This window comes from Bartonella sp. SL317, assembly GCF_059687655.1.
The window spans coordinates 746,895-760,063 of the sequence record NZ_CM185144.1 but is presented as its reverse complement, the minus strand read 5'-3'; the positions used below and the strand labels follow the sequence as shown (position 1 = coordinate 760,063).

Annotated in this window: 11 protein-coding genes; 7 read left to right on the top strand and 4 right to left on the bottom strand. The window is 39.9% G+C overall.

All coding sequences use genetic code 11. The annotated features are described in order from the left end of the window. Positions 1-59 precede the first annotated feature (59 nt). The 4 genes from AC6ER9_RS03670 (at position 60) to rpsP (ending at position 3,280) form a co-directional block, all read left to right on the top strand. The gene (locus tag AC6ER9_RS03670) at positions 60-716 is read left to right on the top strand and encodes a carbonic anhydrase (protein ID WP_497075035.1); all 657 of its coding nucleotides are present in this window, start codon (positions 60-62) and stop codon (positions 714-716) included. A gap of 244 nt (positions 717-960) precedes the next feature. After that, positions 961-2,523, top strand: coding sequence for a signal recognition particle protein (ffh, locus tag AC6ER9_RS03665; protein ID WP_497075034.1), 1,563 nt, complete (start codon positions 961-963; stop codon positions 2,521-2,523). A gap of 24 nt (positions 2,524-2,547) precedes the next feature. Continuing rightward, on the top strand, positions 2,548-2,877 hold the full coding sequence (locus AC6ER9_RS03660; RefSeq protein ID WP_497075266.1) for a chorismate mutase: 330 nt from the start codon (positions 2,548-2,550) through the stop codon (positions 2,875-2,877). A gap of 16 nt (positions 2,878-2,893) precedes the next feature. Then, the gene (rpsP, locus tag AC6ER9_RS03655) at positions 2,894-3,280 is read left to right on the top strand and encodes a 30S ribosomal protein S16 (protein WP_497075033.1); all 387 of its coding nucleotides are present in this window, start codon (positions 2,894-2,896) and stop codon (positions 3,278-3,280) included. Positions 3,281-3,423: 143 nt separating this feature from the next. Here rpsP and AC6ER9_RS03650 read toward each other — a convergent pair whose 3' ends face one another. After that, complete coding sequence (locus tag AC6ER9_RS03650; RefSeq protein WP_497075032.1) at positions 3,424-3,639, bottom strand: DUF1674 domain-containing protein; 216 nt, start codon at positions 3,637-3,639, stop codon at positions 3,424-3,426. A gap of 83 nt (positions 3,640-3,722) precedes the next feature. On the opposite strand from AC6ER9_RS03650, the gene htpX reads away from it, so the two are divergent. The 3 genes from htpX (at position 3,723) to AC6ER9_RS03635 (ending at position 7,970) form a co-directional block, all read left to right on the top strand. Next, a complete protein-coding gene (gene htpX / locus AC6ER9_RS03645; RefSeq protein WP_497075031.1) occupies positions 3,723-4,769 on the top strand; it encodes a zinc metalloprotease HtpX in 1,047 nt (348 codons plus the stop codon). 59 nt (positions 4,770-4,828) lie between these two features. Beyond that, positions 4,829-6,193, top strand: coding sequence for an RsmB/NOP family class I SAM-dependent RNA methyltransferase (locus AC6ER9_RS03640; protein WP_497075030.1), 1,365 nt, complete (start codon positions 4,829-4,831; stop codon positions 6,191-6,193). A gap of 64 nt (positions 6,194-6,257) precedes the next feature. Continuing rightward, positions 6,258-7,970 carry a heparinase II/III family protein gene (locus AC6ER9_RS03635; protein ID WP_497075029.1) on the top strand — a complete coding sequence of 571 codons (1,713 nt, stop codon included), beginning with the start codon at positions 6,258-6,260 and terminating at the stop codon, positions 7,968-7,970. A gap of 1,026 nt (positions 7,971-8,996) precedes the next feature. Here AC6ER9_RS03635 and AC6ER9_RS03630 read toward each other — a convergent pair. From AC6ER9_RS03630 to AC6ER9_RS03620, 3 genes are all read right to left on the bottom strand, one after another. Further along, a complete protein-coding gene (locus AC6ER9_RS03630; RefSeq protein WP_497075028.1) occupies positions 8,997-9,149 on the bottom strand; it encodes a DUF1127 domain-containing protein in 153 nt (50 codons plus the stop codon). Positions 9,150-9,507: 358 nt separating this feature from the next. Beyond that, positions 9,508-11,127 (bottom strand): bifunctional phosphoribosylaminoimidazolecarboxamide formyltransferase/IMP cyclohydrolase, encoded by a 1,620-nt coding sequence (gene purH, locus AC6ER9_RS03625; RefSeq protein WP_497075027.1) that lies wholly within the window; start codon positions 11,125-11,127, stop codon positions 9,508-9,510. Positions 11,128-12,266: 1,139 nt separating this feature from the next. After that, positions 12,267-13,058, bottom strand: coding sequence for an SURF1 family protein (locus tag AC6ER9_RS03620; protein ID WP_497075026.1), 792 nt, complete (start codon positions 13,056-13,058; stop codon positions 12,267-12,269). Between the last annotated feature and the right edge of the window lie 111 nt (positions 13,059-13,169).

Below are 13,169 nucleotides of genomic sequence, written 5' to 3'. Positions count from 1 at the left end.
GTTTGTTTTTTTAAATATATAAAATGAAAATAAAGAGATAAAGTAGAAGTAAAGAGAGAATGACCCGTTTACCAGAAAGACTTTTAAGTGGTTACCAAAATTTTATAAACAATCATTTTTCATATAAAACAGCACAGTATCAACAATTGGCACTTGAGGGACAGAAACCTGAAGTTTTGGTTATTGCTTGTTGTGATTCGCGCGCAGTTCCAGAAATGATTTTTGATGCTAAGCCAGGGGAAATTTTTACTCTGCGCAATGTGGCAAATGTGGTTCCTCCTTTTTCTCCGGATGATCAATATCATGCAACATCAGCAGCTCTTGAATATGCTGTGCAATTGCTTGAGGTGAAACATATTGTTGTTTTTGGTCATGCCCATTGTGGCGGTGTGCGTACGGCTCTTAACGAGACATGTAAGTCTTTATCGTCAAATGATTTTATTGGTCAATGGATCAGTCTTTTAGCGCCAGCCGCAGAAATCGTTTTGAACAATAAGTCGCTCTCTTGGCCAGAAAAACAAACAGCTTTAGAGCAGCTTTCTATTCGCCATTCGTTGAAAAATTTAGAGACGTTTCCGTGGATAAAATTCCGCAAAGATCAAGGTATTTTAACATTGCACGGGGTTTGGTTTGATATTTCTAGCGGGAAATTATGGCGTATGGAACAGGAAACAGGGTGTTTTATATGTGTTGAAGTTGAAAGTGTTGAAGGGTAGTATTTGCTGTTTTTATTTCTTCGTATAAAAAGATATTTTATGATAAAACTTGACAAAGCTGGGGTTTTATTGTTTGAAGGAGCAAGCTTTCAGTGACAAAATTAACTTGGAGCCACCGACTGAGACCCCACTTTAAAGGGTATGAAGAGATCTCAGAGGTCAACATCCGACGGCGCGGTGCGTTCTCGGATGCTGTTTTGGTTTGTTCGTTATGCAACTTTGTTCGGCAACAATGAGGTAAATAATGTTTGAATCCTTACAAGAGCGACTTGGTTCTATCCTGTCTCATTTGACGAGGCGTGGTGCTTTGTCGGATCAGGATGTTGCAGAAGCGTTGCGTGAAATTCGGCGTGCTTTATTAGAAGCTGATGTTGCTCTTGATGTTGTCCGTTCTTTTACCGATAGGGTCCGGGAAAAAGCTGTTGGAGCTGAAATTGTTAAATCAATTAAACCAGGCCAAATGGTGGTTAAAATTGTTCATGACGAATTGGTTCATATTCTTGGAGATGAAACCGTTCTAAGTGATTTGAATGCACCTGCGCCCGTTGTTATCATGATGGTTGGTTTGCAAGGTTCCGGAAAAACAACCACAACAGCAAAGTTGGCAAAACGTTTTACTGATAAGCACAATAAAAAAGTTCTCATGGCGTCATTAGATACACGTCGTCCTGCTGCACAGGAGCAATTGCGCCAATTGGGAGAACAAGCAAAACTTGCAAGTTTGCCTATTATTGCGGGACAATCACCCGTTGATATTGCATCACGTGCTGTGCAGGCTGCTAAATTGGGGGGGTATGATGTGCTTCTTCTTGATACTGCAGGACGTAATCATATTGATGAAGCGTTGATGCTTGAATTGACTGAAATTAAAGCCTGTTCTTTACCTCATGAGATTATGTTGGTGGCTGATAGTTTGACGGGGCAAGATGCCGTTCATCTTGCGCGTTCTTTCGATGAGCGTGTAGGGATTACAGGAATTATTTTAACACGGATGGATAGTGATGGGCGTGGGGGTGCTGCCCTTTCTATGCGTGCTGTGACAGGCAAGCCCATTAAAGCAATTGGAACGGGTGAAAAAATAAACGCTTTAGAAGAGTTTCATCCCAGTCGTATTGCTGACCGTATTCTCGGAATGGGGGATATTGTTTCTTTGGTTGAAAAAGCTGCTGAAACAATGGATCATGAGAAAGCTGCTGCTTTTGCAAAAAAAATGCAGGCTGGAAAATTTGATTTGAATGATCTTGCAGACCAATTACAAAAAATGAAAAAACTGGGCGGAATGGGTGGTATTATGGGGATGTTGCCAGGATTGGGCAAGGTTAAAGAGCAGATTGCTGCGGCAGGTCTTGATGATCGTTTGTTTAATCGTCAATTGGCTATTATTTCATCTATGACACCACAAGAGCGTGCACACCCAGAGCTTTTAAAACATAGCCGTAAACAAAGAATCGCTAAAGGGTCTGGAACAACGGCTGCTGATATTAACAAACTTTTGAAGATGTATCGCCAAATGGCTGATATGATGAAAGCCATGGGGGGTAAAGGCAAAAGTGGTTTAATGGGAAAAATGTTCGGGGGACTTGGTTCCAAAATAGGGTTGGGAGGCATGGGAGGTGCAGATTCTCCAGCTATGCCTGATTTATCGGGATTAGATCCAAAACAACTCTCAACGCTTCAAAAGCAGATTGAAAATGGGCATGGAGGGAAGCTCTTGCCCGGACTCCCGAGACGTGGATCTACATTTCCTGATCTTACCAATGGTCTTGTCGATAGGGGCAAACTTTCTCAGCACCCTAAGAAAAAATAAGATGCAAAGAGAGAAGGAAGTATGATGCAGGAAACGGTATTAAACGAATTAGAAAATTTACGAGCATCTATTGATAATTTTGATGCAGCTTTGATTCATATTTTAGCAGAGCGTTTTCGTTGTACGAAAGCTGTGGGGCACTTAAAAGCGCGTTATGATTTGCCTAAAGTGGATCCTTTGCGTGAACAATATCAGATCGCGCGTTTGCGGCAATTGGCTATGGACAGTCATCTTGATCCTGATTTTGCTGAGAGATTTTTAAAGTTTATTATTAAAGAAGTTGTGCATCATCATGAAGTTATTGCTGAAGAGCAAAAAACAAAAAGAGTCAATTTAAACGAAAGCCAGAACTGATAATAGGAGATAAAATATGGCATTGAAAATTCGTTTGTCCCGTGGAGGTTCAAAGAAACGTCCTTACTATCATATCGTCGTTGCAGATGTTCGTAGTCCGCGCGATGGGCGATTTCTTGAACGTGTTGGTGCATGGGACCCAATGTTGCCTAAAGATGGACCGAGGGTGAAACTTAGTGAAGAACGTATCCAATATTGGCTCGGGCAAGGGGCTCAACCAACAGATCGTGTTTTACGGTTTTTAGATGCCGCTGGCTTAAAAAAGCGTCCAGCACGCAATAATCCCCATAAAGGTGAACCGGGCAAAAAAGCACAAGAACGTATAGCAGCTGCAAAGCAAGCAGCAGAAGAAGCTGCTGCTGCGGCAGCTGAAGCAGAATCTGCTCCAGCACAAGAAGCATGATTGTTTCAATTAATGCGTTTTTAAAAACTTTAGAGGAAGGGATATTATCCGTTTTTGATCAGCAAAAACGGATCTTCTTTAAGAGGGTATTTGTTTAAAACATCGTTGGTTTTTTAAAAGTCTAATGATAGGCATCTATGGCTTTAAAAATCAATGGCGCGGCCTTTAATTTCCCAGTCTCCATAGCGAGAAGGGTCTTTGCCGCCGCGTCCGCCATTTTCCAAAGGTTGTTCTTTTTCTGCTTCGCTTTTTCGTCTTTCTTCAGCTTCTTTAAGGGCGCGTTGTGCGGCCGGAGAAAGAGAGCGCTGTTTAACGGCGATAGCATTTTGGGAGCTTATTTTTTCATCTTTTTTATTCATTTTACACCTATTCCATTGAAGAAGCAGAAAGAAAACCCCATCATATAGTATCGATAGTATTTTATCATGGAGTTTTTTGAGTAATGAACATAATGCGTACAGCCATGCTTTTGGCTTTTTTAACGGCTCTCTTTATGGGGGTTGGTTATCTTGTTGGAGGGGGCGGTGGTATGGTCATTGCTCTTTTGATGGCAAGTGGTTTAAACTTTTTTTCTTATTGGAATTCAGATAAAATCGTTCTACGCATGTACGGTGCGCGTGAAGTTGATCAGAATTCAGCACCGGTTTATTATCAGATTGTAAGCGATTTAGCTAAAAAAGCTTCTCTTCCTCAACCAAAGGTTTATGTGATTGAGAGCGCGCAGCCCAATGCTTTTGCAACGGGACGTAATCCTCAAAATGCCGCTGTTGCTGCCAGTCGCGGCTTGTTAGAGAGGTTAAGTGCAGAAGAAATTGCTGGCGTTATGGCGCATGAGCTTGCTCATATTGAGCATCGTGATACTTTAACCATGACTCTAACAGCAACGATTGCTGGGGCAATTTCAATGCTTGGTAATTTTGCTTTTTTTATGGGGGGACAGCGCCACTCTTCGGAAGGTTCTCATGGTTCTGGAGCAATTGGAGGTGTGATTGCATTGCTCGTAGCACCTTTTGCTGCAATGCTTGTGCAAATGGCGATTAGCCGTACGCGTGAATATGCTGCAGATCGCAGAGGAGCTGAAATATGTGGTAATCCTTTATGGTTGGCTTCGGCATTGCGTAAAATTGCTGATGGGGGGCATGGGGTTTACAATGAAGAAGCAGAACATAATCCTGCAACCGCGCATTTGTTTATTATTAATCCTTTGAGCGGTGAGGGAGCGGATAGTCTTTTTTCAACACATCCGGCAACGGCAAATCGTATTGCAGCTCTTTATCGGCAAGCAGAAGAGATGAAAGGGGCTCTTGCCAAAAGTGGAGGATGGAATAAAGAAGGCAGTAGGTATGAAAAAAACAACGGAATGAACGATGAAGATTTTCGTAGTGGTCAGGTTTATACATCGGGTAAGCAAGAAAGCAGTGCTTTTCAGCGGGTTACAAAACGTCCTTCTTGGCTTCGTTATGAAAATTCAAAAAAATCTCGTTCATAGAGTTTTTTAGGAGATTTCTGAGAGATCTTTTGAGGAAGCAGTGACATAAAGGTATTATTTTGAAACACAAAAAAGCGGAGCATGTGTCTGAAAAAGATGTTCCAGGATTAGCGGTTCGGCAGGTGTGTGTGCGTCTTTTGGGGGCGGTGGTTGATAAGCACACGCCTCTTTCTGGTTTGACGGATAATGAACATGGACATCCACAGTATTTAAAGCTTTCACAACGAGATCGTTTGTTGTGTCGGGCTATTTTGACAACGTCATTGCGTCATCAGGGACAGATTACAGCGGCTCTTTCACGCTTTTTGGTGCGTCCTTTGCCTTCACAAGCACTTTCACTTCAGCATCTTCTGCATATCAGTGTGACGCAAATTCTTTATCTTGATATTCCTGATCATGCCGCTATTGATTTAGCTGTACGTGTGGCAAAATTTGATCCTCGTATGCGTCGTTTTTCAGGGGTTGTGAATGCTCTTTTGCGCAATGTTGCACGGGAGGCGGAGTCTTTGCGCCAACAGATTGCGACCATTGAAGGTGTGCCAGCGTGGTTTAGGCAGCTTTTAGTGTCAGCTTATGGAATAGAAAAGGCGCATCAGATTATAGAAATTCAAAGTGTGGAGCCTCCGCTTGATTTGACAGTGAAATCCGATAGTGCTGGATGGGCTGAGAAGCTTGGCGGTGTAGTGTTACCCAATGGTTCTGTTCGATTGAACCGCTTGGCGTGTTCTGTTTCTGATTTACTAGGCTATCATGAAGGGGCTTGGTGGGTTCAAGATTTTGCTGCAGCGTTACCTGCTTATTTATTAGGAGAGCTTCAGGGCAAAAATGTTGCTGATCTTTGTGCGAGCCCTGGGGGGAAAACAGCTCAATTGGCTTTGCAGGGGGCAGGGGTGACAGCTATTGACCTTTCTGCTAGCCGTATCAAGCGTTTAAAAGAAAATATGGAACGGCTTCATTTTTCTGTTAACATTTGGCAGGGAGATGTGAGAAATTTCCATCCCACACAGCTTTTTGATGCCGTTCTTCTTGATGCTCCTTGTTCTTCTACAGGAACGATCCGTCGTCATCCGGATATCTTATGGACGAAATCGAGGGATGATGTCGTCAAGTTAGCAGCGTTGCAATATGATTTGCTTATCGCAGCAATTGCCTTGGTCAAGGAAGGGGGGCGGATTATTTTTTCCAATTGTTCATTGGCAAGAGAAGAAGGTGAAGATCTTATTGAAAAAGTTTTATCGACACGCGATGACATTGTTTTAGATCCTATTTATCCAGAAGAAATGGGAGCATTAGCACATTTGCTTTGTGAGGGGATGTTGCGCACAACGCCAGCAGATTTTTGTCATAAAGATTTTGATGCTGAGAAAACTGCATTTTTAGGAATGGATGGTTTTTTTGCTGCGCGCTTACGAAAAATTTCTTAATTAACGCTTCATTTACAAAAATGGTCGAAATTGTATCTGATTCAGCGTAAATGGAGATGGAATTTTGGCGGTTGCGGTAAAAGCTCCTCAGGTAAGAATGGCAGCCTGTGTCGATACACTACAGCATGTTATGCGGCGTTTATGGGTTGGGCCATTATTTCGTTGGCGGTTTTCAGGGTTTCGTCCTCATAAAATTTTGGCGCATCCCATTGATTTGCATGTGGCTGATCCGGTGATGGCGCATGAATTTTATCATGGTCGTTTTGCTTTTGCTGGTCATATTGTTCATACGGGTGCTGTTTCACCATTTTCTTTGATTTCGCCAACATTGGAATGGGAAGAGGCTCTGCATGACTTTCATTGGTTGCGCCATATGGAAGCAGCAGAAAGCGATTTAGCTGCGGCGCATGCGCGTTCTCTTTTAGAAGATTGGCTTGACCATGCTGGAAAAAAGGTAAAAGGGCTTGCTTGGAGTGGTCCTGTTGTGGCGCGGCGTTTGATTTCGTGGATTTGTCACTCAAAAATGTTGTTAGAAGGGGCAAGTGAGCGGTTTGAAAAACGCTTTTTACGGGCACTTGGTTTGCAATTTCGTTATTTGCGCGTAACAATTTGCAGTATGAAACATGATGATAAACGTTTACAAGCAGCAACAGCTTTGACGTTTGCATCGCTTGCTTTGCCTGTTTCTGCGGACGTGAAAAAAAAGGTACAAGCCACGCTCATAGAAGAGCTTTCGCGTCAAATATTGGTTGATGGTGGGCATATTTCTCGTAGTCCTATCATCTTATTGAATTTATTATCAGATTTATTGTCTTTGCGTCATCTTTTTATGCGGAGTAATGAAACAGCACCGCGTATTTTGATTGATTCTGTTGAGCGTATGTTGCCCGCTTTACGATTCTTTATCCATGAGGATCAAACGTTGGCGCATTTTAATGGGGTTGGTCCTCTTGTGTCGGAACGATTATCGACTCTTTTGGCACTTGATGAAACAGATGGGCAGCCTTTTAGTTATGCGCGTTATTCAGGATTTCAGCGCTTAAAAGCCAATCAAACAACAGTGCTTGCTGATACAGGAAAATTCCCATCACGCTTTTTCGCACAGCAGGCTTGTTCGGGATGTTTGTCTTTTGAAATGTCTTCACAAGGACATCGTTTTATTATCAATACCGGTGTTAATCCTGATGGGCAGGAAGATTATCGACATTTAGGGCGTGTTACGGCAGCACATTCAACAGCGACACTTAATGATTGTTCGGTGGGTATTTTTTACAAAAAAAAGAAAAATGGCACGTCCTTTTTGTTTGATGGGCCCAGCGATGTTCAAGTGCACCGTATAGAGGATTCAGAGAAAACAGGTTTTATTGCGAGCCATAATGGTTATGTGCGCTCCTTTAATCTTATTCATGAGCGTGGTCTTATTTTAGCGACAAACGGAGATATGATCGAAGGTTATGATCGCTTTTTTATGCCCAATAAAGGGGAAAAGAGACACAACAGTGCGCAAAGTGAGCAAAATCATGTTGCTGTTCGGTTTCATCTTCATCCAGAAGTTGAAGTTAACTATGATGGTGAGCGTGTGTGTTTAGCGGTCAAGAATGGGGACGTGAAGAGTGAGCAAATATGGCATTTTATATCGCCTGATGCGGATATTTGTCTTGAAGATTCGATTGATTTTGCAGAATTAGCAGGCCCACAACGGACACAACAGATTGTTTTATATTTTCGTCCTGCATTTCAGGAAAAAGTTCGCTGGCGTTTTATCCGTAAAGCGTAAAATCAGAACATTGTTTCGATTTATAGTTTATATATTGCGTTTTATTTCCCTTAGTAATATATTGATTTATAATAATAAATTACCGCTATTCAATTTTGGTTAGAGAGCTGAATATTGTAAGATTTTTCATTTCAAATCTATCCTATATGGAAGTAACCAAAATCATTTGTTTGCATTTCATAAGTGGGTGGGCCCATGTGGGTAAAAGCTGTACGATAAAAAGACCTCTCATAAACCTTTTCAAGAGCTCCAAGGACTGTAGAATACTTGATAAGTTGGAAAATATAACGATAGTGTTAGCTTGCTTTTTTCTAAGGCGTAAAGATAGGGGACCCCAATAGATTTTATATTATTTCATGGGGGCTTTATCACTTTTATTGCTCTATTTTATGTTTATGGATACGGTTGTGAAATGAACTTAGGAGCCTTGAGAGGTGTTTTTTAAAAAAGCACGTCAATAGAAATCCGATGGCATTCTATGAATACTCTTTGGTGAGAGAGTATAAAAGGAAACATCATCTGACAATATAATGTTGCACATACACGCTGCCATTTTTATGCTTAGTAAAAATGCACGCTGTTCCTGTCATACATTCTTCCATTATCCAATGTTGTACGATGTTATTAAGTGATTGATAGTGCTCAAAAAAATATTCTTATTTTTTCTCACAAGTCAGCTTTTTTTGTGGTGAGCAAGAGATATGACTTTTATTGATATATAAATCCATTTGAAATAGCAAAAGACCACCCTGTATGAGAGCTTCTCATTGAATACAGGAAACACTAAACATCCTGCTCAACCAAAAGCTATCCATTATAAATCATAAAAGTTATCTCTCATCAATCATTTAGAACTCACGAAACAACATTATAAGCGGTCAAGAAGGAAACTTCTGCTTTTTGGTATTATACTAATTGGTATTATACTAAAAATGAAGCTAGACTGATAATAAAGTCATAACAACCAACCACCAAATGCTCCCATTTTTATGGTAAAGCATTTTCTCAAATATTTCAAAAAAACTTTTAGGAAGATTTACGCGAATAACGCCGTGCAATTGAATCAATATCACCTCGACAAATGCCAAGATCACTGAGTTCATATGTTGAAAGGCGACTTAACGCATTAACGGTTCGACGATAACGACGCCAATTACTGTAAGAACGTAGAATATTCATATCCTTTACTCAAACTCTATAATTACACTCTCTGAATAGGATAGAACATATTACTAAAAAGAGTTGTGCTATAATGTCATAATAGCTATGCATCTATACACATTCTCTTTTCCATGTAACACGTGTCTCAGCGTAAAAATGCAATCATTAAAGCCATTAATAACAATAAGATTTTAAACATTTTACCCTTAAAACAATGGCTAAATTATGTATATTTTCTGCGGTGATAACTGCTTTGTAACGCACAAAGTCTCTGGATTGAATAACGGCTTTCCTTTCAACAGTTATCAATCGACAGACGGTTTATGAGAAATACCTTGAAATATTTTTATATAAAGAGGAAATTATTCCAATGATGTTAATGACGGAAATGTCGTATTCCTGTAAAAACCATTGCTAATCCCTGCTCATCAGCCGCAGTGATAACTTCTTCATCACGCATAGAGCCTCCTGGTTGAATGACGGCTGTTGCACCGGCTTCAGCTGCTGCTAATAAACCATCTGCAAAAGGAAAAAATGCATCGGATGCAACCACGGATCCTTTTGTAAGCGTTTCTGTTAAGCCTGCTCTCTTTGCACTTTCTGCGGCTTTACTTGCAGCAATTTTCGCTGAGTCGATGCGGCTCATTTGTCCAGCACCAATACCAACTGTTGCACTATTTTTCGCGTATACAATAGCATTTGATTTAACATGTTTTGCTACACGAAAAGCAAATTGAAGATCACGCATTTCATCTTGAGTGGGGGCGCGCTTTGTTACCACTTGCAATTTCAGATCATCAACCACCACATTATCACGTGATTGCACTAAAATGCCTCCTGCAAGTGTTTTCGCAAGAAGTCCTCCACAACGTGGATTAGGAAGGCCACCTGTAATGAGCAAACGAAGATTCTTTTTCTGGGCAATAATTTCACGGGCTGCCATTGTCGCATCAGGAGCAATAATTACTTCCGTGAAAATTTTAACAATCTCTTCCGCACATTCTTCATCAAGGGTTTGATTTAAAGCAACAATTCCACCAAATGCCGATACATTATCACACATTAGAGCTTTCAAATAAGCTTCTTTCAAAGTTTTTCCTTCCGCAACTCCGCAAGGATTGGCATGCTTAATAAGAGCAACAGCAGCGGTTTTTTGCGGATCAAATTCTGCCACAAGCTCAAAGGCTGCATCTGTATCATTCAAATTGTTATAAGATAGTGCTTTACCTTGTAAAAGTGTGGCTGTTGCAACGCCAAAACGTTTTTCATTATTGCGATAAAATGCTGCCTGTTGATGTGGATTTTCTCCATAGCGCATGACACTTTCAAGATGACCAGAAAAACTCTGCCATGATGGTGTTTCAATTTTTAAATCTTGTGCAAACCATGCTGCTATTGCCGTGTCATAAGCAGCGGTGTGTGCATATGCGCGCATTGCTAACTGATGGCGCATGGATAAGCTTAAATACCCATTATGCTGTTTTAATTCTTCTAGAATCGAATCATAGTCATTTATTGCTGTTACAACACCGGTATAAGCATAATTTTTGGCTGCAGCGCGAATCATTGCTGGTCCACCGATATCAATATTTTCAAGAATTGTTTTTGGGTCAGCCCCCGATTGGAGTGTTTCTTCAAAGGGGTAAAGATTCACCACCAAGAGATCAATACCATGAATGCTGTTTTTTTCCATAGCTTCCCTATGGCTGGGATCTTCTCTTACCCCTAACAAAGCACCATGAATCAAAGGATGGAGTGTTTTTACACGTCCATCCATGATTTCAGGAAATCCAGTAACTTCAGCAACATCTTTTACAGGTAAACCAGCAGCCATGAGGGTTTTTGCTGTTCCTCCTGTTGAAATCAATTCAACATTGTAAATTGCATGAAGGGCTTTTGCAAATGCAACCACACCCGTTTTATCAGACACAGAAAGAAGAACACGGCGAACCTGATGAAGATCAGGTACGGGAAAATTTTTGGCAACAACACCCATAACAGAAGCCTTAAAAATGAAAGAGTTAAAATTTCAGCAAAACAAGCTTAGACATTTATAGCACAAGCCTTTAGCAAAATATATCGAAAGGATAAACTGTCTTTTTAAAATATACGGTGACTCGTTAAAATATACGATGGCTTGCCTTTTTTCTTATACTGTAAAATGTCGTCATTAGAGGTGTTGTGATTGGTATAGAGGTTTCATTGACACATTAAAATATTTTTTTAAAAATGTTTTCTTGTTGCTGATAACTCAATATCTTACCTTCATAGTAGGTTTGAAATACCAAACGCCTTCATACGTTCTCTGTTGTATTTGCTTTTGTATGTGAGATAAAGGCAAGAATATCACATATACCCGTTTAAGTTATCTTTAAATACGGGGAAATCATTGGCAAGAATATGAAATTGTAAGGGGAAAAATACGGGCTCATTTTTCCTGCCATGTTTAATTTTTTAAGCATTTATGGCAGTGTTTTTAATAGAATGTTTTTTAAAGAGTGGAAATGACACATGGGCTCACATTTTTGTGTGTTACCTTTTTAAGGAGGTGAGGCTTTTTATGCAGAATAAAGCGCTATGATAGTGCGAATTTACGCGTATTTATTAAAAAAAACATTTTTCCATGAAGCAAATTCCATTTTATGGTGGTCTTGTGAAGAGTGTCATGTAAATCCGAATGGTATAATAGATTCATTGTAGACCCATGATCCGTCATTAAAAGTGTGAGTCGGAACGCCTCTTTGTCTTTATCAGTTTTCAATATTTTCATAACTCTTGCTCTAATAAGATTTGGCATTTGAGATGGCTGTTTCTTATTTTCAATAACTTTATTTTGTACGATTCTCTTTGCTTTTGGGGGATTATGAGAATGATTTTGCTGGTTTCAGCAAGAATATTTTAAGTGCAAAGAGTCTTAAGGGTATTTGAGGCAGATATCTAAGCTCTTAATTTTAAATTATAAAATAATAAGATTATTATTATAAATAAAATGATTGCTTCTTTAAAAAACAAATTTTTCGATGTGTAAACGCTCAATATATCAATATGACAGTGTTAAGATCGGCCCTATTGTGAAATGTATGTTTTTAAAGACTAAATTGTTTAATAACCCTTTTGGGGATGGATATTTTCTCGTTATTTTTGTGGTTTTTTTTGCTGTAGCAGAAAAAGAAAGGCACCTAATACACCAGCAGCTAAAATAAACCAAGTGATTGCGTAAACAAGATGATTATTGCGAAAATGGATCATTGTGAGACCTGTAATGGGAAGGTTTGCTTGTGGAGATGTTTGTCTGGCATCAATGAAATAAGGGGCAACAGTGGACAGTCCTAGTTTTTTGGCCATAGCGGGAAGATCACGTGTATACCACACATTCTTGTCAGGATTATTTTTTCGTGGAAAAAATCCATTTTTCTCACTTATGCGTAATAAACCGATGATTGTTGTTTGTTCTGTGTTTGTGGTGGAATCTTGCTTATATGAGGTATTTGTATGCGATGGCTCTGAGTTTTGAAAATTGTTACGTTCATCCATAGGGATAAAGCCGCGGTTGATAAAGGTCAATGTGTTGTCAGTGGTTTGTAAGGGAGTCAAAACCCAGTAGCCCGTCGTGTTTTGAGCAGCGGCTGTGACCAAAATATTTTTATTTTTTAAAAATTTTCCTTCGATAACAACAGGTTGATATTCATTTTTTTCAAAATTAATATCGGCCCATTGATTTTTTTCGGGGGCTTTTATGGGGGGTAAATGAACGCGCTGATTGACACTGGTGATAAGATTTGTTTTCCAGTTTAATCGTTGTACTTGCCATATGCCTAATGCACTGAAGAGAAGAAAAAAACAAATGCATAAAGTTCCAAACAAAAGAGAAGAAAAACGGCAAGAATTTTCCTGACGCTTTATCATAGGGGGCTCTTGTTTGCTCATGATATATGCTTCCTTTCAGGACAATAAGCTTTTATTCTAACACGGTATGCCTTTTAAAAAAGCATTTTGTACGTTTTTGGTGGAATTTATACGCCTTATTGCCGAAAAAAA